25 protein-coding genes and 1 pseudogene are annotated in these 23,082 nt (G+C 36.8%); 15 read left to right on the forward strand and 11 right to left on the reverse strand.

Annotation, left to right across the window (positions count from 1 at the left end; translation table 11 throughout):
• Positions 1-12 precede the first annotated feature (12 nt).
• From ACYT6F_RS10055 to ACYT6F_RS10075, 5 genes are all read left to right on the forward strand, one after another.
• Positions 13-606: a cyclase family protein gene (locus ACYT6F_RS10055; RefSeq protein ID WP_472601042.1), complete on the forward strand. Its 594-nt coding sequence runs from the start codon at positions 13-15 to the stop codon at positions 604-606.
• A complete protein-coding gene (locus tag ACYT6F_RS10060; RefSeq protein WP_472601043.1) occupies positions 581-784 on the forward strand; it encodes a hypothetical protein in 204 nt (67 codons plus the stop codon). The genes ACYT6F_RS10055 and ACYT6F_RS10060 overlap by 26 nt, the downstream gene beginning before the upstream one ends.
• A 193-nt stretch (positions 785-977) precedes the next feature.
• Entirely contained in the window at positions 978-3,170 is a 2,193-nt protein-coding gene (locus ACYT6F_RS10065) for an ATP-binding protein (RefSeq protein ID WP_472601044.1), read from the forward strand.
• Between the two features lie 26 nt (positions 3,171-3,196).
• Positions 3,197-3,748 carry a biliverdin-producing heme oxygenase gene (locus ACYT6F_RS10070; RefSeq protein ID WP_472601045.1) on the forward strand — a complete coding sequence of 184 codons (552 nt, stop codon included), beginning with the start codon at positions 3,197-3,199 and terminating at the stop codon, positions 3,746-3,748.
• 186 nt (positions 3,749-3,934) lie between these two features.
• Complete coding sequence (locus tag ACYT6F_RS10075) at positions 3,935-4,861, forward strand: malate dehydrogenase (RefSeq protein WP_029294870.1); 927 nt, start codon at positions 3,935-3,937, stop codon at positions 4,859-4,861.
• A gap of 503 nt (positions 4,862-5,364) precedes the next feature.
• Here the strand turns inward: ACYT6F_RS10075 and ACYT6F_RS10080 are convergent.
• From ACYT6F_RS10080 to ACYT6F_RS10090, 3 genes and pseudogenes are all read right to left on the reverse strand, one after another.
• Positions 5,365-7,077, reverse strand: a complete 1,713-nt coding sequence (locus ACYT6F_RS10080) for a S41 family peptidase (protein ID WP_472601046.1) — start codon at positions 7,075-7,077, stop codon at positions 5,365-5,367.
• 74 nt (positions 7,078-7,151) lie between these two features.
• Positions 7,152-7,688: pseudogene (locus ACYT6F_RS10085) on the reverse strand (GNAT family N-acetyltransferase).
• Positions 7,689-7,718: 30 nt separating this feature from the next.
• Entirely contained in the window at positions 7,719-8,069 is a 351-nt protein-coding gene (locus ACYT6F_RS10090; protein ID WP_472601047.1) for a hypothetical protein, read from the reverse strand.
• 217 nt (positions 8,070-8,286) lie between these two features.
• Here ACYT6F_RS10090 and pafA point away from each other — a divergent pair, with 217 nt between their 5' ends.
• Positions 8,287-9,933, forward strand: coding sequence for an alkaline phosphatase PafA (pafA, locus tag ACYT6F_RS10095; protein ID WP_472601048.1), 1,647 nt, complete (start codon positions 8,287-8,289; stop codon positions 9,931-9,933).
• A 226-nt stretch (positions 9,934-10,159) separates the two neighbouring features.
• Here the strand turns inward: pafA and ACYT6F_RS10100 are convergent, their stop codons facing one another.
• From ACYT6F_RS10100 to ACYT6F_RS10130, 7 genes are all read right to left on the reverse strand, one after another.
• A complete protein-coding gene (locus ACYT6F_RS10100) occupies positions 10,160-10,756 on the reverse strand; it encodes a Crp/Fnr family transcriptional regulator (protein WP_169229493.1) in 597 nt (198 codons plus the stop codon).
• Between the two features lie 267 nt (positions 10,757-11,023).
• Positions 11,024-11,320: a barstar family protein gene (locus ACYT6F_RS10105; RefSeq protein ID WP_472601049.1), complete on the reverse strand. Its 297-nt coding sequence runs from the start codon at positions 11,318-11,320 to the stop codon at positions 11,024-11,026.
• A gap of 2 nt (positions 11,321-11,322) precedes the next feature.
• Positions 11,323-11,958 (reverse strand): matrixin family metalloprotease, encoded by a 636-nt coding sequence (locus ACYT6F_RS10110; RefSeq protein WP_472601050.1) that lies wholly within the window; start codon positions 11,956-11,958, stop codon positions 11,323-11,325.
• Between the two features lie 15 nt (positions 11,959-11,973).
• Complete coding sequence (locus ACYT6F_RS10115) at positions 11,974-12,477, reverse strand: ribonuclease domain-containing protein (protein WP_472601051.1); 504 nt, start codon at positions 12,475-12,477, stop codon at positions 11,974-11,976.
• A 162-nt stretch (positions 12,478-12,639) separates the two neighbouring features.
• Entirely contained in the window at positions 12,640-13,431 is a 792-nt protein-coding gene (nadE, locus tag ACYT6F_RS10120; protein WP_472601052.1) for an NAD(+) synthase, read from the reverse strand.
• A 58-nt stretch (positions 13,432-13,489) separates the two neighbouring features.
• The gene (locus ACYT6F_RS10125) at positions 13,490-14,017 is read right to left on the reverse strand and encodes a GNAT family N-acetyltransferase (protein WP_472601053.1); all 528 of its coding nucleotides are present in this window, start codon (positions 14,015-14,017) and stop codon (positions 13,490-13,492) included.
• A gap of 3 nt (positions 14,018-14,020) precedes the next feature.
• Positions 14,021-14,656 carry a leucine-rich repeat domain-containing protein gene (locus ACYT6F_RS10130; protein ID WP_472601054.1) on the reverse strand — a complete coding sequence of 212 codons (636 nt, stop codon included), beginning with the start codon at positions 14,654-14,656 and terminating at the stop codon, positions 14,021-14,023.
• Between the two features lie 53 nt (positions 14,657-14,709).
• On the opposite strand from ACYT6F_RS10130, the gene gldB reads away from it, so the two are divergent.
• The 9 genes from gldB to ACYT6F_RS10175 all read left to right on the forward strand — a co-directional run bounded on the left by gldB (position 14,710) and on the right by ACYT6F_RS10175 (position 21,654).
• Positions 14,710-15,690: a gliding motility lipoprotein GldB gene (gene gldB, locus ACYT6F_RS10135; RefSeq protein WP_472601055.1), complete on the forward strand. Its 981-nt coding sequence runs from the start codon at positions 14,710-14,712 to the stop codon at positions 15,688-15,690.
• A gap of 68 nt (positions 15,691-15,758) precedes the next feature.
• Positions 15,759-16,085, forward strand: a complete 327-nt coding sequence (gene gldC / locus ACYT6F_RS10140; protein ID WP_169229500.1) for a gliding motility protein GldC — start codon at positions 15,759-15,761, stop codon at positions 16,083-16,085.
• A 124-nt stretch (positions 16,086-16,209) separates the two neighbouring features.
• Entirely contained in the window at positions 16,210-17,349 is a 1,140-nt protein-coding gene (locus ACYT6F_RS10145) for a cystathionine gamma-synthase (protein ID WP_472601056.1), read from the forward strand.
• A 98-nt stretch (positions 17,350-17,447) separates the two neighbouring features.
• On the forward strand, positions 17,448-17,888 hold the full coding sequence (locus ACYT6F_RS10150; RefSeq protein WP_472601057.1) for a GNAT family N-acetyltransferase: 441 nt from the start codon (positions 17,448-17,450) through the stop codon (positions 17,886-17,888).
• A gap of 106 nt (positions 17,889-17,994) precedes the next feature.
• On the forward strand, positions 17,995-18,498 hold the full coding sequence (locus ACYT6F_RS10155) for a DinB family protein (RefSeq protein WP_472601058.1): 504 nt from the start codon (positions 17,995-17,997) through the stop codon (positions 18,496-18,498).
• On the forward strand, positions 18,495-18,956 hold the full coding sequence (locus tag ACYT6F_RS10160; protein WP_472601059.1) for a hypothetical protein: 462 nt from the start codon (positions 18,495-18,497) through the stop codon (positions 18,954-18,956). Before ACYT6F_RS10155 ends, ACYT6F_RS10160 begins: the two co-directional genes overlap by 4 nt.
• An 82-nt stretch (positions 18,957-19,038) precedes the next feature.
• Complete coding sequence (gene tnpA / locus ACYT6F_RS10165) at positions 19,039-19,464, forward strand: IS200/IS605 family transposase (protein WP_472601060.1); 426 nt, start codon at positions 19,039-19,041, stop codon at positions 19,462-19,464.
• A gap of 66 nt (positions 19,465-19,530) precedes the next feature.
• Positions 19,531-20,079, forward strand: a complete 549-nt coding sequence (locus tag ACYT6F_RS10170) for an L-threonylcarbamoyladenylate synthase (protein ID WP_472601061.1) — start codon at positions 19,531-19,533, stop codon at positions 20,077-20,079.
• A 153-nt stretch (positions 20,080-20,232) separates the two neighbouring features.
• The gene (locus tag ACYT6F_RS10175; RefSeq protein WP_472601062.1) at positions 20,233-21,654 is read left to right on the forward strand and encodes a CCA tRNA nucleotidyltransferase; all 1,422 of its coding nucleotides are present in this window, start codon (positions 20,233-20,235) and stop codon (positions 21,652-21,654) included.
• A gap of 379 nt (positions 21,655-22,033) precedes the next feature.
• Here the strand turns inward: ACYT6F_RS10175 and ACYT6F_RS10180 are convergent, their stop codons facing one another.
• Positions 22,034-23,074: an LVIVD repeat-containing protein gene (locus ACYT6F_RS10180; RefSeq protein WP_472601063.1), complete on the reverse strand. Its 1,041-nt coding sequence runs from the start codon at positions 23,072-23,074 to the stop codon at positions 22,034-22,036.
• Positions 23,075-23,082: the final 8 nt, after the last annotated feature.

Raw genomic sequence — 23,082 nt, forward strand, 5'->3', positions numbered from 1 at the left:
AAACCACATTTTATGCACGCTAAAATCGTAGATCTTTCAAAACCGATTCAGTATAATGTAGGAGATCCGTGGTTTATGAAAGTAAAAATAAAGCACAAATCCCATAAAAAATCGCATTGGCTGATCCGTCTGGCATTAGGACTTCCGGCCAGACTGTTTCCAAAAAACTGGACGGGCTGGGCAGACGACAAAATCACAGGCATGGGCCTTCATGCAACAACGCACATTGATGCACCGTGGCATTTCGGTCCGGTCGTAGAAGGCAAACCTGCCAAAACTATTGATCAGATCCCACTGGACTGGTGTTACGGAGAAGGGATCGTAATCAACTGTAGCCATAAGGAAGATTTTGTAGCCATTACCATTGATGATCTTAAAAATGATCTGGACAAAAACGGCATTTCCATTAAACCCGGAAATATTGTGCTGATAAGAACGGACCGCGATAAACTCATGGGCACCCCGGATTTTCCCAATAAAGGTACCGGGATGAGCCGGGAAGCCACAGAATGGCTGATTAATCAGGGAGTGAAAGTAATGGGAATCCGACCAGTGGGGATGGGATCTTCCGTTAAAATTTATGGCCAAAAAAGCCAAAGAGCATAACGATCCGGACTATTTCTGGGAAGCACACCGTGTAGGAATTGAGAAAGAATACCTCCACATTGAGCAGCTCACAAACCTTGCTGCACTACCTCCTTCAGGATTTGACGTATGTGTTTTTCCTTTAAAAATTGTCGGAGGATCTGCTGCACCGGCGCGTGTAGTAGCTATTTTTAAATAAGTTAAATAAAAAAAGCCTAATACGGCTATAAGTAAATCGATTATATTAAACATAGAGATTTTTTTTGTTTTTGCATTTTTTTGAATGTTTTTTTTATTTCAAAAATTCAAGAACTTTTATGTGGTATTTGTTTCCTCCGAAAAAATACCACAACTTTAAAATTTTCTTTATATTTGATTGATCAAAGTATAATATGAATTTTGTAGAGTGTCATGAAGAGCCTATCCATATTCCGGGCTACATACAAAGTTTTGGGTATCTGATTGGCATTGACGCAGAATCTCATTCCATCACTTTTTTCAGCAGGAATATTGAGGATATTTTTACAATCGAAAACCTTGAACAGCTTTTCGGTCACAAGCTTACGGATTTTACGCAGGCTTTCAGCAGTGTTATCAGTTCTGATATTTATAAGTCTTTAGCCAGTTTTACAAAAAGAGAAAACGAAACTTTTTTTGATAAAATATTCATCGGAAAAGAACAGTATCATCTATCCGCATTCAGAAATAAAGGCAATATTTTCCTCGAATTTGAAAAAGTTCTGATAAATCCCAATAAGCAGATTTCTAATAAATATGATAATTTTTACATCGTAGAAAACGAGCGGGAAATCTGGGACCAGCTTCTGAATATTTTATCGAAAATCGTGAATTACGACCGTATGATGATTTATAAATTCATGATGGACGGTTCCGGAAAAGTAATTGCCGAAAAAAACAACGATAATCTGGAAAGTTATCTGGGACTTCATTATCCCGAGTCGGACATCCCGATTCAGGCCAGAGAGCTTTACCTTAAAAAAAGAAAAAGAATTTTCAGCAATGTGTATGCAGAAACAATACCCCTGCTAAGCAAAACGCTTGAAAATATTGATCTTACATATTCAACTTCGCGCGGAATGTCACCTATTCACGGGCAGTACATCAAAAATTCCGGGGCTTCTTCAAGTTTCAGCGTTTCCATTATCATTGATGATTATCTGTGGGGTCTGGTAACCTGCCAGAATGCCGAACCGAAGCATATTGATCTGGAAGACCGTGTACAGGCCGGGATCTTTACCGCTTTGGCGTCCAACGCTTTTTCGTCTTTCAAGGCCAAAAATGAACTGAATTACCGACTTCAGCTTAATGAAGATACTTTACGATTAAAGGCCGAATTTTTAAAATATGATAGTCTGCTTGAATCTCTCACTGAAAACAAAACAGAGATTAGAAGTTTTCTTGATGCCGACGGGCTTGCTGTGGTGGCGGAAGAGCAAACCATAACGGACGGAAGTACACCCGATATATCTACTATTGAAAAGATCACGAAATGGGCCCACGAAAATATTGAGGATCATATTTACCTCAGCAGAAGTTTTCTGAAAGACCACGGTAAAGAACTGGGACTGGATGAAAGGGCGGCAGGTGTTGTCATCTATTTCATGGAAAGAAACAAAAACAATATTCTGATCTGGTTCAGGAGAGAGTTTGATGAGCACATCAACTGGGCAGGAAATCCGGAGAAGAAAGTTGAAGTGGTAAATGACCATGGAGAAGAAAAAATGATGGTTTCACCAAGAACTTCTTTCAAAATATTTACGGAAGATATTAAAGGGAATTCCAGGAGATGGAACACCAGAAATATCTTGGCTCTTCAGGCAGTACGGGATCTTATTTTGGAAGCATTACACAAAGATTATAATACAATTAAAAGGCTCAATGACGAGCTTAAAAAGGTAAATGAAGAACTCGACAGTTTTTCGTACACCATTTCTCACGATCTCGGAACTCCGCTTACGGTAATGAAACTGAATGCACAGATGCTCCTGAAAACTCTTATCGATGAATCTGAGAAAAGCCGAAATAAAATCAATTCCATTATCGAAGAAATAGATAATATGGCGGAAATGATGCATGACGTTTTACAGCTGAGCCGTGCCAAGCACAGTGAAATTCAGCTTGAAAGACTTGAAACGGCACAGACTATCGAGAAAATTTGTGAAAATGCAAAAATTACTTTCGGTACTCCAACAAGTGAAGTCATCATCAAAGAATGTCCGGCGGTTCTCGCAGATAAAACCATGCTTCATCAGGTATTTTTAAATATCATCAACAATGCGATCAAGTATTCTTCCAAGCAGGAAAAACCTGTAGTGGAGATCGAAGGAAATGCGAAAGGAGATGTGGTTGTCTACAGAATTTCAGATAACGGAATCGGTATTCCTGTAGAAAATAAACATAAAATGTTTAAAATTTTCAACAGAATGGATAATGCCAAAAAATTCAAAGGAAATGGAGTAGGGTTATCAATTGTACACAGAATTATGAAAAGAATTGGCGGAAATGTAGACTACGAGAGTTCCACAGAAGGCACTTCATTTATCCTAACCTTTAAAAAACCTTAATTATTTTAGGGGAATATCAAATCCTTATGACGGTATCAGAATATCTTAAACAAAATACGGCAGTGTATCATGATGCTGCAGAAAAACTCTTCAACTCAGGGAAAATTTTTAATAAAACATTTACCCTTGAAGATTACAAAAAAATTATCCATACCAATTACCTCATGCTTCTGCATTCTGAAGACAAAATCTTCCATAAGCTTGACAGGTACTCGGAAAAACTTCAGCTCAACGACAGGAAAAAGCTTCCTTTAATCGAAAAAGACCTTAAAAGCCTTTTATTGGAAAAAACGGCAGCAGGCCATGAACTGGAGTTGCTCAGTCATCATGAAGCATTGGGAGCCATGTATGTGATCGAAGGTTCTACTTTAGGCGGAAACGTCATTGCCAAACAACTTTCCAGGACAGAGGGCTTTGATGATGTTACATTCAATTTTTTCGGATGTTACCATGAAAATACGGGAGCGATGTGGAAAAATTTCAAAGAAATCCTGGATGCCGAAGTTCATAAAAACAAGTATGATGAGGTATTATCCGGAGCCAAAAAACTCTATACTTTCCTGCTAAATGTCAATTAAGCAGCTTTTATATTCTAAATAACATTTTTAAAGATAATTAATTCCTGAAAGATTGCTCAATTTTTCAGGAATTGTTAAATTTGGGAGTTTTCAATTTTAAACTAAACAAATAAATTTAAAAGTTATATTATGAAACGGTAAAGTTCCATAATATCTTTAAAAACAATAAATAAATATAAAAATATTATGAAAGTAACTGTAGTAGGTGCAGGCGCTGTAGGAGCAAGCTGTGCAGAATACATCGCTATGAAGAACTTCTGTTCAGAAGTGGTTTTGGTAGACATTAAAGAAGGATTTGCCGAAGGTAAGGCAATGGATTTGATGCAGACGGCATCTCTTAACGGATTCGATACGAAAATTACCGGAACAACAGGAGATTACAGCAAAACTGCAGGTTCCCACGTAGCCGTTATTACTTCAGGTATTCCAAGAAAGCCGGGGATGACGAGAGAAGAACTGATCGGTATCAATGCAGGAATCGTAAAAGAAGTTACCGAAAACTTAGTGAAACATTCTCCGGAGGTCATCATCATCGTAGTTTCTAACCCGATGGATACAATGGCTTATCTCGTACACAAGACTTCAGGTCTTCCTAAGCACAAAATCATCGGAATGGGTGGTGCGCTGGATTCTGCAAGATTCAAATACAGATTGGCTGAAGCTTTAGAAGCTCCTATTTCCGATGTAGACGGAATGGTAATCGCTGCTCACAGTGACACCGGAATGCTTCCTTTATTGAGCAAAGCTACAAGAAATGGGGTTCCTGTAACCGAATTCCTTGATGCTGAACAACAGAAATATGTAATCGAAGAAACTAAAGTTGGCGGTGCGACACTTACAAAATTATTAGGAACTTCTGCCTGGTACGCTCCAGGTGCAGCTGTTTCTGTAATGGTTCAGGCAATCGCTTGTGACCAGAAAAAAATGATCCCTTGTTCATTAATGCTTGAAGGTGAGTATGGGCAAAATGATATCTGCCTTGGTGTTCCTGCAATTATCGGAGCAAACGGTGTGGAAAAAATCGTAAACGTAACGCTTACCGCTGAAGAGCAATTGAAATTCGCTGAAGCTGCAAATGCGGTGAGAGAGGTGAATGGAGATTTGAAGTTTTAATTAAACTTTATATCTGATATATGAACTCCGCGCCCGAAGGGCGCGGAGTTTTTTTATTTATAGGAATTAATTTTTTTTTAAATATATCAAATTACTGATGAGGAGCCAGAACTCGGTCTGGGAAAAGCTCAATTGTATTTTCTAAAGTAGTGTATCAATCTGCAAAGTTATCATATTCAGCTTTATGATCGCTTTCCGAATTATTTTCAGAAGTCAAAGAAGATAGCAGCTCGATATTAATAGGAAGGATATGTTGGCTCTGCTTTCATCCCTTCTTCGTACAATTTTATAGCAGTGTAATGATATTTTTATCAGATTCATACATTACTTCTTTCTCAAGATCTAACCGTCTTAATTCGGAAACTTTTTCAGTCCTGCATAAGTAGCCATTGCCTTTTTAGGATAAAACCGCCTTTGAACAATAAATTAGTTCCCAAAAGTTAAAGCGTTTCAGGCTAACAAAGAAATTGTTGTATGAGTCCTATATTTCCTATACGGATTCATTAATTAAGAGAATTCAATACTCTTTCAAACTCAAGATCCCGGTTATCTAGGATATCCTGGTCCTTATATTTGATCAATTCATTGATTCTGATCCCTATTTGCTGGGTTTGTGTATTATCAGGATAAAAGATTCCATTTCCGGTAAATTCCAGAAGGTAGTCTCCGGGAAGATTTATTTTAACCACATCTCCATCTGCACCTGAAGTTTGCTGTCCAATTGTTATAGATTGCGGAAAAATTTTCTGCAGGCTCATAGAATACCATTCACTAGCACTGCGCGTATCGGGATTTACAAGTATGAAGACTTTGCCTGAGTAGGAATGTACGGTTTTATCTTTAATTTCAGGATAATTATATTTTGGGTCCCTGAGACTAAAGGTTCCTAAATTTTTCAAATTAGGTTCATAATATTTATAAAAATAATTTTCGACAGGCGAGAAGTATTTATAAACATAATGAAAAATAAAGCCGCCCCAATCGGGATAACCGCGCATATCAAATACAATAGCCTTATTACGGGAGGCATCTTCTAAAATACTGTCCATTTTGGCATCTAATTTATCATCATCAACATTCTCCATGAAATCCATAGTTGCATCAGTTTTAAAATAGGCAATATCCTTATTAATTAAACGCCGGTTTTTTATTTTATTATATTTATTGTTGACATATTCAGAAATTACAGAAACTAATGATTTATCTGTAGCATTAATCAATTCAATTTCAGTGGAAAATCGTTTGGAACCGGACTGTACAGTTAACGTTTTTTTTGGAAGATTATCCGGCCAGATTAAATTGTATTCGTAGGTTGACAGAACATATATGAGCTTTTGATGATTGGAAACCGAGATCAGTTTACTTTTTTCCTTAATAATTTCAGAAATGCTTTTTCCATTGATTTCCGTTATTTTATCTCCTGTTTTTATATTGGCCTTACCACATATCTCAGGAAAAATGAGATTCGTCACCAAAAGATGATCGTCTACAATCTGAAAATCAAATGGTGAATAATATGAAACGTTGAAAAATATTTTGTCTTTGTAATTCAGCTGACGGTAAAAAGAAAAAGCGTGACTGTCCTGAAATTGTGAAACTGCTTTGACAAGAACAGTCTCAAAATCCTTTCTTGTCGGTGATTTTACAGCTTCCTCCAGTAAAGTATTAAAATAAGAATCAAAATTTTTATCCATTAAATATTTGTGTGGGAAAAGATAATCAACAGTGCCCTGTATTTTTGCCATTGTCAGTAACCTGTATTTCAGCGGAAGATTTTCTTCTTTTGAAAACGAATATTTTTTCTCATCATTTACTGATTTTCCTTCTTCTAAAAGCCCGTAATCAAAACGGGTTTTATAGATGTTATTCAGTAATTTCTTATTTTCCGGGCTGATTTTCTTATTTTTTTGAAACCAGTCAAAATTTTGATTGACGGAAAGTATATCTTTCTGGGTTTCAATAATAGGTGGCGAAGAAAATTTAGTATTTAAATTCTGTGTTATTAAAGTAATGATTTCGTTGAAGTTTTGTTTAGGACTTACTTTCTCTATATTGATTAAGAACAAACTATCAGCATCCATTTTTCTGCCGGCAAGATCAGGATGATAATATTTAATGAAATTCCATGTCTTTATGAAATCCGCATATTGATGTTTTTGAGCGAAAATAAATTGCTGAATTGTAATAAATAGTGTAAAAAGGGTGATTTTTTTCATGATAATAAGTATTTTATAAATATAACACATATATTTTGATTAAAAATATTATTACCATTATGGGCTGATTATTCTTATATTAATAGATCAAAACTCATAAAAATTGCCGTTTCAGTAGAATCATTGTATAGTTTTGTGTTGATACCGGTTATTGAAAATCCGGCTTTATGAAAGAATTTGATTGCGTGGTAATTGGTATTCTGGGTTTCAACTTCTACCATTCGGCACTGAAGCTCCCGCGCTTCACGATTAACTGCTTTAATGAGCAATCTTCATATATTCTGCCCTCTGAATGTCTCATCTACGAAAAGATCCTCAATAAAAAGACTGTTGTTCCATGATCTGAAATCACAAACCGCCCAGGCTATAAGTTCAGCATTATAAAACGCGCCAAAAGAATGTCCTTGGCTGATAAGCGAATGCAGCCTGTCAAAATTATTCTCACTGTTATTAGGGATTTTACGGTAATGCTGTCTTTTTTCTCTTAAACTGAATTCAAAAGTACTTCCTGCTTCAATTGCAGAGACTACAAATATTTTATCAGTGGTATAGCTTAATCCAGAATGCAGAATAAGATTACCCGGAAGATTTTTAAGTTTTCGGATTTCCATTTGAAACAATAAGAATTTTGAGATAATGCCTTATCTGAGGGTATTTGAGCGCGTAGGTTTTGTACTGAACATATTGCCGCCCGTTGCATAAAGCAAAATCTGTAAAATAATGAGAACCGAAATAACAGCGACCCTGATCATCGCATTTTCAGCAAACCTGTTTCTGATGGTTTCCATGTAATTGATCTTTTCGATTGCAAATTCTTTAAGACGGCTGATCTCTGTAAACTCATTCACCTTTTTGATTTCTGAGCTGATTTCCGCTTCATTAAGCGTAGTGGCCACATTAATCAGATTGATATTGCTGATAAAAAGCCATCCGAATAAAATGATGGAGACTAATAAAAGAAAAGGGCGGAGAAGTTTAATTTTTCTGTCCATTAATAAGGATTTGATATTTTTCAAATTTAATTAATTTGAAACAAATTCCATACAAATAGTATACCTTATAGTTTTTTAAAACAATAATTTACGCTTTCAGAGGTCAGCAAGAATAAACCATCACGCAATATTAAATGATTCGGGATGAAATTTAAATAAAATTTCACATGCCAAAAAATCAAAACCCGTAAATTTGCTCACAATAAAATGTTACTCAATGCTTAGGAAAATTTCGATTGCAGCAGCAGCTATTCTGTCTGTTACGGCAATCAACGCGCAGAAGATTAAAAATTCCCGACTGGAAAGACCGAAATTGGTAGTAGGACTGGTAGTAGACCAGATGAGATGGGATTACCTGTACCGTTTTTACGATAAATACGGCAATGATGGTTTTAAAAGATTATTAAACACAGGCTATTCCCTGAATAATGTTCATATACCGTATGTGCCTACCGTTACGGCGTTGGGACACACCTGTATCTATACAGGCTCCGTTCCTGCCATTCACGGGATTGCAGGGAATGACTGGACGGATAAGGAAACCGGTAAAAACGTATATTGTACAACAGATGAGTCCGTAAGACCGGTAGGAACCACCAATGCAAAAGTGGGAAGCCACTCTCCGAAAAATCTTTGGTCGACAACGATTACCGACGAACTCAGGATGGCCACTAATTTTCAGGGAAAAGTAATTGGTGTATCTCTTAAAGACAGAGCTTCTATCTTACCTGCAGGTCATACCCCGAACGGAGCCTTCTGGTTTGATGATTCTTCGGGAGATTTTATCACAAGCAGCTGGTATATGAATGAGCTTCCGCAATGGGTAAAATCTTTCAATGCACAGAAAATGCCGGAAAAGCTGGTTGCCAACGGATGGTCTACACTGCTCCCGATTGATCAGTATACAGAAAGTTCGCCGGACAATTCAGCGTGGGAAGGATTACTGGGAAGTGCAAAAACTCCTGTTTTCCCATACAGTAATTTAGCCGCAGATTATAAAGATAAAAAAGATAATATCCGTTATACGCCTTTCGGAAATACACTGACCCTGAAGCTTGCCGAAGCAGCTGTGGAAGGTGAAAAGCTGGGAGGCGACGATGTGGTGGATATGCTTGCGGTCAATCTGGCTTCAACAGATTATGCCGGACATAAATTCGGGCCCAATTCTATTGAGGTTGAAGATGTGTATTTGAGGCTGGATCAGGATCTCGCTCAGTTTTTCAGTTTTCTGGATACAAAAGTGGGAAAGGGACAATATACTGTTTTTCTTTCTGCAGATCATGGTGGGGCACATTCTGTAGGCTTTTTACAGGAGCATAAAATTACCACGGGCTTTTTCGGCGAAGGAATGGCGAAAAATATGAATGAAAAACTGAAAGAAAAATTCGGGGTTGATAAGCTTATTAATGCCATTGATAACTATCAGATCTATTTTGACAGAAAGCTTCTGAAAGAAAACAATCTTGATCTTGATGCTGTAAGAGATTTTACCGTTAAAGAAATTGAGAATGATCCTAATGATCTGTATGCTGTTTCGGTAGTAAAAGTACAGGAATCTACCATTCCGGAACCTATTAAACAAAGAATCATCAACGGAATCAACAGACAGAGAAGCGGTGATATCCAGCTGATTTCACATGACTCCATGCTGCCGCCTTATTCCAAAACAGGGACTACGCATAGTGTATGGAATTCCTATGATTCGCATATTCCTTTGATTTTTATGGGATGGGGAATTCAGCACGGTGAGAGCAACAAGCCATACTCCATGGCAGATATTGCTCCTACGGTTTCTTCTTTGCTGAAAATACAGTTCCCGAGCGGAAATATAGGAAATCCAATAACAGAGGCCATCGGGAAATAATTTTTTTGAAAAACTGTCTAAGCTTTTTACCGCAAAAGGTACAAAAGAATAATATAGTTTTAAAGCTTATCATTACGTAAGATTAAAAGAATCTCAAAGTCTTAAAATCTTTGATTTATTCTTTTGAAAGCTTTATTAACGAGATTTGCAATAACTTTTGTCTCTTTTGCGGTTAAAAATAAATTAGCATAAAAAATCCTTAGCATTTTTGTTAAGGATTTTTAATTCAGACAAATATTTTAGTGCCATCTATTTTCAGCATATTCTGTTTTTCCATCTTTTTAATAGCGCGGATGACGGTTTCTATCCGCATTCCCGTGAGTGAAGCCAGCTGTTGCCGGGTATAGGGAATATGAAACGAAAATTTATCGTTAAATCCGAAATGATTCTTTACGTGATTCAGGATAAGGTGAAGCTTCGTCACAGGATCCTGAAAAGAAAAAGGAGCAGAGGTAATGTGTTTGTACCGCATGCGGTCTGCCGTATAAGAATACATATTAAAAATGAGCTGTGGCTTTTTCAGGAGAAGCTCGATCAGTTTATTCTTTTCCAGTTTTATAATTTCACAGTCGGTAACGGCAATTGCGCTTACCGCATATTTCCTGTCCTGAAAAAGGTAAGTCTCGGCTAGGCAATGACCATCGAAAGGGATCCCGTGGATAAACTCTTTGCCATCTTCCAGGAAGCTGCTTATTTTTACGGTACCGGTTTTTATCTGCAAATAATACTTCGGAGTACTCTCTTCTTCAAAGATATAATCACCGGAATTATAATTTTGTTGTTCAGCGCCATGGGAAAACAAGAGGTTTTCGCATATGATCATAATCTAACTGTTATTTGTTTGAGATAAAATTAACAAATAAACATGTTGATTAAAAATTTATTAATACCACATACATGCCTTATACAGGGAGATACAGAGAATAACTCTAAAATTTACGACAATGATTATTAACGGTATGATAACAGGCTGTTTACCCTTATTACTGAAATGGTAATGAATATGTAAAAATGGCAGCATACAAAATGCTTTGAAATTTGTACACTGCCGTTTATATCTAGAATCTGTAAATATTAATGGATTCTATAATTATTCATCATCCTCTTCATCGTCATACTGTTCCAGGAAATATGTAAAAGTAAAATCATCCATTTCATCTTCCGCATCTTCCAGTACCGTAAGAAGATCTTCAAAAATTTCAAGCTGATCTACCGTCATATTGACAAATTCAATATGCAGCGGCATTTCGAGCCCGCCGGTAATCACGTCCGAAAGAGCATCCAGATTATCCCCGAAATGATCCGGGAGCGGCAGCTTTTCTTTTAGCTGTGCATAGAAGTCCTCATAATCTCCTATGTCTGTAAAATCAATATATATTGTTTTCATATTCAACTGAATTTCCAGTTTTTATTAATTAAAATTTGCTTGCATTTTTCACAAAAATCAGTTTCTTCATCCGTGGGGTTTTTGCCTTCTGCACTTCTCATAAAACACTTTTTTTCAGGGCAATGCTTCAGCCCTTGTGTATGCCCAAGTTCATGTATTGCAACTTTAAACAGCTGTTCATTGCTTTTATTTTTATCCAATCTGAAGCTTGAAGCAACGCAGGCCGTGCCCGGCCTGAAACCCAATCCCATAATGCCGAAATCTTTTATATTTCCCTTCGTGGTACTGATGTCTTTTGTTGTTAGCCCGATAGTTACAAAGCCTTTCCTCGTATTTTTGCTTAAAAAAGAAATGATAGAATCTGCCCGGTAGCGATTTCTTGGCTTGTAATAGCTTTTTGTAGGTAAATCAACAGGCTCAAGTATTTTTACTTTCGGATAAAGTTTTCTGATTTCTTTTACCACCTCGGCCACATCTCCGGAATTTATATCTTTAAAAGGCTGAACCAATATCGTAACTGCTTCTCTATCCTTTATTGTTTCTTCTTTTTTTTCTGAGCACGAAGATAAAACATATATAACCAACAGATAAATTAAAATAATCTTAAACCTGAGAAATCGATTAATGTTGTTCGTCATTTCTATTTGCAAAGTTTACTGCTTTTCAAAACTTCTGTAATGGTTCTTTGTAAGATAAACATCACCGTTTTCTGTAAAAATAATGCGATCCGCATTTCTGTTTCCGCAACGATAATTCACATCGGCTTCAAAATAGACTTGTCCTTCAGGCAATGCTTTTTCCCTGTTTCCGAATCGGTCTCCGCCAATTGCTTTTCCCGGTAATACTTCGCAGAGGTTTCCTTCAGAAGGATTCCAGCCCATTTTTCGGGCTTCATTTTTTGTAATATAATACTCGGGAAGTTGGTGATTTTGTTTTACGAAACGAATCACGGTACTTTGTTCTGTGAGTTGATCTATAGACTGCTGCTGAACGGAAGATCCGTTCAGTGAAGATGATTCAGCACTGCTATATTCAATGACAGGCTTTGAAGCGTCTGCTTTTTTATCTTCAATAAAATTCCGGTAAACGTACATCACAGACATGCCGAAAAGAAGCCCGAGACAGATAAAAAACAGAGATCTTGTTTTACTGTTCATAGTTTTAATTTAAAAAATATAACAATCTAAGAATGTAACAATGTAACAATTAAAAGAGCTAATAATATTTAATAAAATCACTAAATATCGTCAGAGTTTGAAACTCACTTTATTACATTGGTAAACTGCTATATTGTTACATTATCAAATTGTTACATTAAATTATCCTCTCCATTCTTCCGGAATGTCACAGATCGGGATAGGCGTCATTTTATGTTTCGCCGCCTTGTGCATTCTGTCGAAAATCATAAATACTTCCTTATCGCGGCCTTCATAATCTTCCGCTGTTTTTGTTCCGTATTCTTTCTGGATTTTTTCCAGTTCAGGATATGTGGCTCCAATTTGGTCTTCATCGGTTCTGTCTGCATCCCAAAGTCCGTCCGTAGGAATAGCATTCTGAATGCTTTCGATGAGGTTCAGGCCTCTTGCCAGCTCATACACTTCCGTTTTATAAAGATCGGCAATCGGCGAAACATCTACACCGCCGTCTCCGTATTTTGTATAAAACCCGATTCCGAAATCCTCCACTTTATTTCCGGTGCCGCAGACTAAAAGTCCGTGAAGCTGCCCGAAATAATAAAGCGTAAGCATTCTGAAACGTGATCTTGTATTAGCGAGAGCCAGGTTATTGCTCCATCTTCCTTCTACATGATCGTGAACAATTCCTTCAAAACTTTCAAAAACTGGAGTCAGGTTAATGGTTTTTCCCTGCACGTTAGGAAATTTTTTCTTTAGATCTTCAATATGATCCTGTGCACGGTTTACCTGATCTTCTTTCTGTCGGATCGGCATTTCAAGGAGTAAAACTTCCAGGCCTGTCATGGCGCAAAGGGTAGAAACCACTCCGGAATCCACCCCTCCAGAAACACCGATTACATATCCTTTTACATTGGCTTTTTCCGCATAATCTTTCAGCCAGCTGACAATATGGTCTATTACTTTTTGTGTCTGCATTGTTATATTTTTTAATCTGTTTATTTAAGAATTTTCAAAATTAAATGTTTTGAAAATATTATTGAAAATAATCTTTACGATTCAACTCATACCAGAAGCAGATTCCGTCAGGTTCGGTAAATTCTCCTGTTCTCCTGAAGCCAAGTTTCTCCAAAATATGATTGGAAGCCCGGTTTTCGGAATGAGCATGAGCATAAATAATATCAATTTTTAAACCATTAAAACCAAAGTCTATCGAAGCCTTTGCAGATTCTGAAGCATAGCCTTTTCCCCAGTATTCAGGCAGGAAACGATAACCGAGGTCATAAACGTTTTTATAGCCGTTTATTTCCTGGGTGAGCAATTTCAGTCCGCTCCATCCGATCAGCAGTCCGCTTTCCTTTTCGATTACGGCAAGTCTTCCGGTGCCGTATTCTGCGTATTGCTGCCGGATAATTTTGATATTGTTTTCAGTCTCGTGAATGTCGGAAAGTGGAGGAACTCCGATGTATTTCATTACTTTAGGATGAGAATCCATAAGAAACATACGTTCCGCATCGGTTTCTTCAAATTTTCTGAGGATTAGTCTTTCGGTTTCGAGGTGCATGTTTTATTGTTGCTGAAATCCAAAAATGGTGACGTCTTTAGCTCCTTTTTTAATGTCGGTTTCCCGGATGGGATTTTGCTTTACATTTAAAGTTTCTAAATTTTGATTTTGAGAAATGTCCAGTTTTCGGATCTGATTATGTTCCAGGTTTACATGTTTAAGATTCTTAAGTCCGCTTATATCAATGGCTTTAATTTTATTTAAAGATACGGTTAATTGATTAATTGCAGGAGTAGATTTCAGCGAAATATTTTCAATATTGTTATTATCGAGGTATAGGGAAGTGAGATTTTTGAGGTTTTCGGCAGTAAAGGTTGAAATTTTACAGTTGGTACAAGAAAAGAGTTGGAGGCGATCTGTATTTTTCACGGAAACTGCAGGGATATTGTTGTCGTCCAGAACAATTATTTTCGCATTTTTAAAATACCGGAGATCATCTGTTGCTCTGATGCCTTTCCCGACCAGGAAAAGGTTTTCTACACGGTCGGCTTCAGATTGAATGATGTTCCCGTCTTTGTTGAGGTCAAAATTTTCAATAACGGCTTTCTCAAAATTTTTGTCTTTGAATACAAGTTGTTGGGCATTAAGATGCAGGATTCCCGAAAAGAAAACCACAGAGGATATTATTTTATTTTTCATCATCATATTATGTTTAAATCACTATTTTTGTAGACTTAATTTCATGTAAAAATATGAAGATTTTCAGAATTATTGCATTTTCATTAGTATTCATTTTAGGATTGGATTCCTGTAAAAAAGAGCCTGAAAATAAATGGAAGATTGAAGTGAAAAATCCTGCGGAAAAAGTGGAAATTACTGATATTTCCAAAAAGTTTTATGATCAGAATTTCCCTTTGGCACAGTTTCAGTCAGAATTTCCATGGTTCCAGGGAACGGTAAGTGATGCTGATTTTGTTAAGCGAAGAGCAGATAAGGAAGAAATAAAAATTTATAAAGAAGCGATTGCTAAAATAGATGAGAAAAAGCTTCAGGCAGATCTTCAGGATCTTTTTTCTCATATAAAATATTATTTCCCGGCATTTAAAAGTCCTAAGATTTTTCTGTTTTCATCAGCCTTACAGATGGTTCAGGATCCCATTTTTTATGATCCGAAAGGAAATCTTCTGTTCATTGATGTTACCGGTTTTATGGGAGAAGGAAATCCTAATTATAAAGGACTTGAAATGTATTTCCAGAAATCGATGAATCCCAACAATATCGTTCCGAAAGTGGCGCAGATTTTTGCCGAAGGTTTTGTAAAAGAATCTCCGGATCATCAGAAATTTATCGATATGATCATCCTCAACGGGAAAATTATGATCCTGAAAGATGCCTTTCTGCCAACCTATCCGGATTATCTGAAAATGAACTATACCCAAAAGCAATATGAATGGGCGGCAGCCAATGAAGCCAATATCTGGAACTATTTTGTGGAGAACAATCTTATTTTCGGGGACGATCACCGGCTGGAAGACCGTTTTATTGCTCCCGGACCATTCTCGAAGTTTTATACGGAAATTGATAATGAATCTTCACCACAGATCGGGATTTTTACAGGATGGAAAATATGTAAGGAATATCTGAAACAAAAACCGGACGTGAAGCTTCAGGATTTCCTGAACACCGATGCTACGGTTATTTTTAATCAGTCCGGATATAAACCGAAATTATAAAAAAGCAACATAAACGAAGCCGGCAGATATTCGGCGCATCAATATAAATTTTAGAAAAATAGAACGTTATGAGAAAAACTCAGATTACCATAGATGTTGAACTGGATGAAAACCATATCCCTGAAAATATCACATGGAATGCTCAGGATGGAGGAATTGAAAAAGAAGCAACAAAAGCAACCATGATTTCAGTGTGGGATGATAAAACAATGGAAGCATTAAGAATCGATCTCTGGACCAAAGAAATGCCGGTAGACCAGATGAAAATGTTTATCCATCAGATTTTAGTTTCTCTTGGAAATACCTATCAGAGAGCAACAGGTGAGGAAGACGTAGCACAATGGATGGAGGAAATAGCAGAAGAATTTGCTGTAAAATCGGCGATAAAAATGTAAGAAAGCTATTAGCATTTGGCAATCGGCAATTGACTTTACTAAATGCATTATAAGATAATTATAAATTTTTGGTATTTGGTTTAATGCTAAATGCCAAAAGCAATAAGCTAAAAGCAAAATTATTATGAATTTCAATACAAAAGTAATACACGGTGGGCAACACCACGAATCTGCAACGGGATCTGTAAACGTTCCTGTATTTTTAACATCCACTTTTGCACAGAAAAGTCCGGGTGTACATTCGGGATACGAATATTCAAGAGCAGCGAACCCTACAAGACAGGCCTTGGAAGATTCTCTGGCAAGCATAGAAAACGGCGCCAGAGGTCTTGCTTTCGGGTCAGGTTTAGCCGCAATCGACTGTGTTTTAAAATTATTAAATCCGGGAGATGAGGTTATTGCTGTAGACGACTTATACGGCGGAACATACAGAATGTTTACAAAGCTTTTCGAAAAATATCAGCTTAAATTCACTTTCGTGAGTTTTGATGATGCTTCAAAAATTGCCGATATCATCACCGATAATACAAAGTTAATCTGGGTTGAAACGCCAACCAACCCTTTGATGAAGCTGGTTGACATCAAAGCGGTGGTTGAGGTGGTTAAAGGAAAAGATATCCTTGTTGCGGTTGACAATACCTTTGCCACGCCTTATCTTCAGAGGCCGATTGACCTGGGCGCTGATATTGTAATGCACTCTGCGACAAAATATCTGGGAGGACATTCTGACGTTATTGCAGGTGCTTTGGTGGCGAAAGATGCTGAATTAGGTGAAAAACTTCACTTTATCCAGTTTGCGAGTGGTGGCATTTTGGGACCTCATGATTCATACCTTGTACTTAGAGGAATTAAAACATTGGCGTTAAGAGTTCAGAGACATTCAGAAAACGGAATGGCTGTTGCTCAATATCTTGAATCTCATCCTGCTGTAGATAAGGTGATCTATCCGGGGCTGGAATCTCACCCGCAATATGAGCTTGCCAAATCTCAAATGAAAGATTTCGGAGGAATGGTTTCTTTCACCTTCAAATCGGGCAAAAAAGAAGATGCGATTAAATTTTTAGAAAAAGTAAGAGTGTTCACATTAGCTGAATCATTGGGTGGAGTAGAATCTCTGGCTAATCATCCTGCCCTAATGACCCACGCTTCCATCCCAGCCGAAAAACGTGCAGAACTGGGAATAACCGATGACCTGGTACGTTTAAGTGTCGGAATCGAAGATGCGGAAGATCTTATCTCAGACCTGGAAAGAGCTTTTTCGTAAATTAAATTTTGTAACCACAGAACTTTGTCATCCTGAAAGATTTAATCCAGTGTTTGCACTGAATTTCTTCAGGATGGCAAAGTTTTTTAATTAAAAAAATGACAAGAAAAGCAACCATTCAGGATGTAATGCAATTATCTGAATTGTTCGATCAATACAGAGTATTTTACCATAAAGAATCTGATATTCCTGCAGCCGAAAAATTCATAACGGAAAGAATCGAAAATAAAGATTCAGAAATTTTTGTTGCCGAACATGAAGGAGAATTGATAGGTTTTGTACAGCTGTATCCTTTGTTTTCATCTACAAGAATGAAACGGTACTGGCTGCTGAATGATTTATATGTGAACGAAAATCATCGTGGAAAAGGTTATTCTAAGCAATTAATTGAAGAAGCGAAGAAAATGGCTAGATCAACCGATGCTTGCGGAATTCTTCTTGAAACCGGGAAATCCAACGACATCGGAAATCAATTATACCCGGCCTGCGGATTTAAAATCTACGATGAAGTGAATTTTTACGAGTGGACGAATGAATGAATTATGCAACAATGAAATAATGTAGCAGTCTAACAATAATTAATTCTACACTATTAAATTGCTACATTGTTAACTGTTAAATTGCTCCATTATTAAATCATAAACAATGACTGATTTTCAAAAATACATACAACGATATTTAGATTTAATTCCCTCCGAAAAATGGTTGGAAGAATTAAAAAAAACCGGCGAAGAAACGATTGAACTTTACGCGCAGCTTTCGGAAGAACAGTCTTCGTTTGCTTATGCAGAAGGAAAATGGACACTGAAAGAAATGCTTTTGCATTTATCAGACACCGAAAGGGTATTTCAATACCGGATTCTGGCGTTTTTAAGAGGTGATCAAAATGAGTTGCCGGGATTCGATGAAGAACTATATGCGAGCCAGTCTTTTGCCAATGAAAGAACCATAAGCTCACTGTTGGAAGAATATCAGCTGATCAGAAAATCTTCCCAGATTTTACTGGAAACCGCTCATTTATCGGCATTGAAAAATGTAGGTACGGCAAATGGAAACCAAATTTCCGCAGAAACCATCGGAAAATTAATCGTGGGACATAATGTGCATCACCTGAATATTATTAAAGAAAGGTATTGGCCGGGATTATGAGAAAGTTTTCACCAAAAGATATAGCCATTCTCATAACCCTGATCGTTTTTATATCTTCTCTTTTCTTTACCGCATTTAAAGTTATAGAACCTAAAGAAATTAGAGATTATCATTCTTTAGAACTTTTATTAGTGGGCAGTATTAGTTTTTTAGGCGGCGGGATTTTAGAATTTTTTATTTGGTCTGCAAACATCTGGTTTATCCTGTCACTAACTTTTACCTTCTTTAATAAATTTTTTATTTCAATTATTACAGGAACAACTGCATTATGTATTTCGGGATCTTTTATATTCTGGAATACAGTATTGGTATCAGAAAGTGGTAGAGAAGCTGAGATTTATAGCTTCGAAATGGGTTATTTTCTATGGTTAGCTTCAATTTTATTTTTAACTATTTCATCAGTCTATTTCAAAATTAAAAATAACAAGCCTAAGAACATCAATAGGGCCGGGCTTTAGCCCGTTTTCATTTTTAGTACAATTCTAAATCGGCTTTAGCCTAAACTTAAAATAAATTTTTATTTTTGGCAAAACAACACAAATGCCTTTTATTAAAGTTTATATCCACGTCGTTTTCGCAACAAAAAACAGAATTCCCTATTTAGATACTTCAGTATTAAGAGTAAAAGTATGGAAAAATATTAAAGAAAATTCTTCAGAAAAAAGAATCTTTGTTGATGTTGTCAACGGTTATTCTGATCATTGTCACTGTTTAATTTCTTTAGGTTCAGATCAAAATATCGGAAAAGTTATCCAGCTCCTGAAAGGAGAATCTTCTTTTTGGATCAATAAAAACCAACTTACAAAAACTAAATTTTCCTGGCAGGAAGAGTATTTTGCTGTTTCCGTTTCGGAATCAATGGTTGATACGGTACGGAATTATATTATACATCAGGAAAAGTATCATCAAAAGAAAACATTTGCTGAAGAACGTCAGGAATTTTTAGACAAATTTAATTTTAAATAAGCTTTGGCTGAAGCCAACTGAATTTTTTATCTTTGAAAGACGGGCTAAAGCCCGCCCCTATTCATTATGGAAAACATTATACAAATACTAAAATCAGGCGGTACTATTTTATATCCTACCGATACTATTTGGGGAATCGGTTGTGACGCCACCAATATAGAAGCAGTCAATAAAATTTTTGACATTAAAAAACGGGAAAAGAACAAATCCATGATTATCCTGGTAGAATCTGAAAAGAGGCTGCAGGATCTCGTTGATGTACCGGAAATGGCTTGGGAAATTATCGATTTGAGCGAAAAACCGGTTACGATCGTCTATGAAAATCCGAGAGGTCTGCCAAAAGAACTGTTGGCAGAAGATGGCAGCATCGGGATTCGTCTGGTAAAAAATGATTTTTGTAAGAAACTCATCACCAAACTCAATAAGCCATTGGTTTCCACCTCTGCTAATTTCAGTGGTGAAAAAAGCCCTTTAAAGTTTTCGGACATTTCACAGGAGATTATTGATCTGGTAGATTATGCGGTGGAAGAAGACAGGGAAAAAGTGTCTCAGTATTCAGGCTCTTCAGTTATCAAAATCTGGAGCGACAACAGAATAAAAGTACTTCGCGAATAAGAAAAAAGATTTAATTATCTTTGCAAAATCATTCAACCATTAAGAAGTCGGAAATTTAGTTTTACACTAAAATCTGATTTCTTAGTGGTTTTAAGTTAAATAATAGTTGAGCTTTAATCTATTATTGACCAGTATCATCTAACATCTATAAAAATGTTCATTAACCTTAATCAAAATAAAAACCTTAAACTTTTTAAAATAATTTCTGAAGTCGCAGCAGGAAACGGACAGTCGGTGTACATCGTTGGCGGTTATGTCCGTGATTTGCTGATGAAAAGAAAAGCTTCTACCGATATTGATTTTGTAACTGAACAGAGCGGCATCGAGCTGGCCCAAAACGTAGGAAAAGAAATTGATCCGAAGATGAAAGTTTCCGTCTTTAAAACGTATGGTACGGCAATGATCAGGTACAAAGACCTTGAGCTTGAATTTGTAGGCGCCAGAAAAGAAAGTTATACGGAAGACAGCCGAAAGCCGGAAGTGGAAGGCGGTACCATTGAAGACGACCAGAAGCGAAGGGATTTTACCATCAATGCAATGGCAATTTCTCTGAATAAAGACAATTTTGGCGAATTAATCGATCCTTTCAACGGGATAGAAGATTTAGAAAACGGAATTCTGCGAACACCGTTGGAACCTGCGCAGACATATTCTGATGATCCGTTACGAATGATGAGAGCCATTCGTTTTGCTTCTACTTTGCAATTCAGAATCGAAGAAAAATCACTGGAAGCCATTAAACAGGAAGCCGAAAGAATAAAAATCGTTTCAATGGAAAGAATTATGGTAGAATTTAACAAAATCATGCTTTCCCAAAAACCTTCCGTAGGACTCAGACTGATGGAAGAAACCGGTTTAATGAAACTGATTATCCCCGAACTGATCAATCTGAAAGGAATTGAAGAAGTAGAAGGACAGACCCACAAAGATAATTTTTACCATACCCTGGAAGTCGTAGATAATATTTCAGAACATACCGACAAGCTATGGCTTCGCTGGGCGGCCTTGCTTCACGATATCGGAAAGGCACCGACGAAAAAGTTTGTGGAAGGAACGGGCTGGACATTCCACGGACATGAGTTTTTAGGTTCAAAAATGGTGAAAACTTTATTTCAGAGACTGAAACTGCCTTTAGGCCCGGATATGAAATATGTTCAGAAGATGGTAAAGCTTTCTTCACGTCCCATTGCGCTGATTACCGATGATGCTTCAGATTCTGCGTTAAGAAGGCTCTTGTTTGATTCCGGGGAAGACCTGGAAGATCTTTTCACCCTTTGTAAGGCAGATATCACTACGAAAAATTCTAAAAAGCAGGAGAAATTCAAAAAGAATTTTGAATATGTAGCTGTAAAAATCAAAGAAGTGGAAGAAAAAGATCAGGTAAGAAATTTTCAGCCGCCGATTTCCGGAGAAGAAATTATGGCCCTGTTTAACCTGAAACCCGGCCGTGAGATCGGAATTTTAAAAGAAAAAGTAAAAGAAGCCATTCTGGAGGGCGAAATTGAAAATGACAGCGAAAAGGCAAAACAATTCGTCATTGCAGAGGGAGAAAAATTAGGCTTAACACTTGTTTAAAATGTTCTTTGGACTGTTTGATTATATCACACTGATAACCATTGTGATTTTCAACATTATAGTTTGGAAATATGAAATCATAAAGAAACGCAATTGGGTATTCTACCTGATTTCGTTTTTGCTTTTCAGCTTTATTATTCCTGTTTTTTCTATTTATTTCGAAGTTCAGAGAGCGATAAAAGGCCAGCCGTTTGTTGATAATTTTACATTATTATATACATATTTCAGATTTCCCATTTGGTGGATGATAGGATTGCTTGAGGTAATTTGGTTAAAATATTATCTTAAAATAAAAATCCGGGCGGTTTCGAAGAAACCGCCCGGAAAAAAACACAAATGATGAAAAAATAAATTGTATTAGTATATCAATACAAAGTTGTTAGTTCCAGTATGCTCCGTTCGTGCCTTTACCGGCAGTAAATGTTTTCAGAAGAGAGCCGCTGGTAGAATATACGCTGATTTTACTGTCCTGAGTAAATCCGTTGGCATCAGAAACAAAAATTCTGTCGTTTACAACGCTGAACCCGTACAGATTAGAATATTGATCAACACTGTTGCTTACCGTAAACAGTGGAGTAGTAGGCACCGTAGAAGCCGTTAAATCCATCGCGTATACTTTTAGCCCTGAAGTAAAGTAAAATTTACCTTTTTCAATTTCAAGATTCGTAGCATCGGTAATTCCTGTTAAAGTAAATGTTTTGGTGATATTTCCTGTATTGGAAATCTGGTAGATATAAGAATCTGCAGTTCCTGCGGCGATAGCATATACCGTTCCGTTGCTGGCAATCATTTTATTGATGTTTCCGTTTGGTATTGTGATCGTAGACTGTATTTCGTTATTAGATGTCGTAATATAAGTAATCTTATTTCCGAAACCGAAAGAAGCATTCTGTACGAAAATATTATTTCCGGCTTCAACGATTCTTTCAACATTATCCGTAAAGTTGATTTTTTTTACGAAAGATAAATCGGATGTTTTATAAATGCTTACATATTTGTCACCTCCGTATTTGTCATTGGTTACGTAGATATTATTGTTGGCAAATGTCATAAAACGCGGCGAATTCAGCTGAGCGGTAATTTCTCCCGTTTTCTTAAAGTTCGATCTGTTGACGATCTGAATTTTGTTTGAATTATTCAGCAACAGGTAAGCATGATCTCCATTAAAGCTGATCATCTGCAAAACATCACCAAGATTAGAACCTCCGTTGTTGGAAGAGAAAATATTATCCTGTTTCATATTGAGATCAGAAGATATGTACGTTACATCAGCATTGGGTTTTCCGAAATTTCCCTCATTGCTTAATAAAAATGCGTTTCCGTAATACATTTCCTCGCTTACATCATCATCACTGCTACACGAAATATTGAACAGTAATGCAAAAGCAAAAACAAGGGTCAGAAGTTTAGTTATTTTCATAATATGTT

The sequence above is a fragment of the Chryseobacterium sp. NG-CE01 genome (assembly GCF_055695505.1).

What these genes read in the sequence shown, in the direction of transcription:
- ACYT6F_RS10055 (WP_472601042.1), top strand. Translation starts at nt 13, where the DNA reads ATGCACGCTAAAATCGTAGATCTTTCAAAACCGATTCAGTATAATGTA.
- ACYT6F_RS10060 (WP_472601043.1), top strand. Translation starts at nt 581, where the DNA reads ATGGCCAAAAAAGCCAAAGAGCATAACGATCCGGACTATTTCTGGGAA.
- ACYT6F_RS10065 (WP_472601044.1), top strand. Translation starts at nt 978, where the DNA reads ATGAATTTTGTAGAGTGTCATGAAGAGCCTATCCATATTCCGGGCTAC.
- ACYT6F_RS10070 (WP_472601045.1), top strand. Translation starts at nt 3,197, where the DNA reads ATGACGGTATCAGAATATCTTAAACAAAATACGGCAGTGTATCATGAT.
- ACYT6F_RS10075 (WP_029294870.1), top strand. Translation starts at nt 3,935, where the DNA reads ATGAAAGTAACTGTAGTAGGTGCAGGCGCTGTAGGAGCAAGCTGTGCA.
- ACYT6F_RS10080 (WP_472601046.1), bottom strand. Translation starts at nt 7,077, where the DNA reads ATGAAAAAAATCACCCTTTTTACACTATTTATTACAATTCAGCAATTT.
- ACYT6F_RS10090 (WP_472601047.1), bottom strand. Translation starts at nt 8,069, where the DNA reads ATGGACAGAAAAATTAAACTTCTCCGCCCTTTTCTTTTATTAGTCTCC.
- pafA (WP_472601048.1), top strand. Translation starts at nt 8,287, where the DNA reads ATGCTTAGGAAAATTTCGATTGCAGCAGCAGCTATTCTGTCTGTTACG.
- ACYT6F_RS10100 (WP_169229493.1), bottom strand. Translation starts at nt 10,756, where the DNA reads ATGATCATATGCGAAAACCTCTTGTTTTCCCATGGCGCTGAACAACAA.
- ACYT6F_RS10105 (WP_472601049.1), bottom strand. Translation starts at nt 11,320, where the DNA reads ATGAAAACAATATATATTGATTTTACAGACATAGGAGATTATGAGGAC.
- ACYT6F_RS10110 (WP_472601050.1), bottom strand. Translation starts at nt 11,958, where the DNA reads ATGACGAACAACATTAATCGATTTCTCAGGTTTAAGATTATTTTAATT.
- ACYT6F_RS10115 (WP_472601051.1), bottom strand. Translation starts at nt 12,477, where the DNA reads ATGAACAGTAAAACAAGATCTCTGTTTTTTATCTGTCTCGGGCTTCTT.
- nadE (WP_472601052.1), bottom strand. Translation starts at nt 13,431, where the DNA reads ATGCAGACACAAAAAGTAATAGACCATATTGTCAGCTGGCTGAAAGAT.
- ACYT6F_RS10125 (WP_472601053.1), bottom strand. Translation starts at nt 14,017, where the DNA reads ATGCACCTCGAAACCGAAAGACTAATCCTCAGAAAATTTGAAGAAACC.
- ACYT6F_RS10130 (WP_472601054.1), bottom strand. Translation starts at nt 14,656, where the DNA reads ATGAAAAATAAAATAATATCCTCTGTGGTTTTCTTTTCGGGAATCCTG.
- gldB (WP_472601055.1), top strand. Translation starts at nt 14,710, where the DNA reads ATGAAGATTTTCAGAATTATTGCATTTTCATTAGTATTCATTTTAGGA.
- gldC (WP_169229500.1), top strand. Translation starts at nt 15,759, where the DNA reads ATGAGAAAAACTCAGATTACCATAGATGTTGAACTGGATGAAAACCAT.
- ACYT6F_RS10145 (WP_472601056.1), top strand. Translation starts at nt 16,210, where the DNA reads ATGAATTTCAATACAAAAGTAATACACGGTGGGCAACACCACGAATCT.
- ACYT6F_RS10150 (WP_472601057.1), top strand. Translation starts at nt 17,448, where the DNA reads ATGACAAGAAAAGCAACCATTCAGGATGTAATGCAATTATCTGAATTG.
- ACYT6F_RS10155 (WP_472601058.1), top strand. Translation starts at nt 17,995, where the DNA reads ATGACTGATTTTCAAAAATACATACAACGATATTTAGATTTAATTCCC.
- ACYT6F_RS10160 (WP_472601059.1), top strand. Translation starts at nt 18,495, where the DNA reads ATGAGAAAGTTTTCACCAAAAGATATAGCCATTCTCATAACCCTGATC.
- tnpA (WP_472601060.1), top strand. Translation starts at nt 19,039, where the DNA reads ATGCCTTTTATTAAAGTTTATATCCACGTCGTTTTCGCAACAAAAAAC.
- ACYT6F_RS10170 (WP_472601061.1), top strand. Translation starts at nt 19,531, where the DNA reads ATGGAAAACATTATACAAATACTAAAATCAGGCGGTACTATTTTATAT.
- ACYT6F_RS10175 (WP_472601062.1), top strand. Translation starts at nt 20,233, where the DNA reads ATGTTCATTAACCTTAATCAAAATAAAAACCTTAAACTTTTTAAAATA.
- ACYT6F_RS10180 (WP_472601063.1), bottom strand. Translation starts at nt 23,074, where the DNA reads ATGAAAATAACTAAACTTCTGACCCTTGTTTTTGCTTTTGCATTACTG.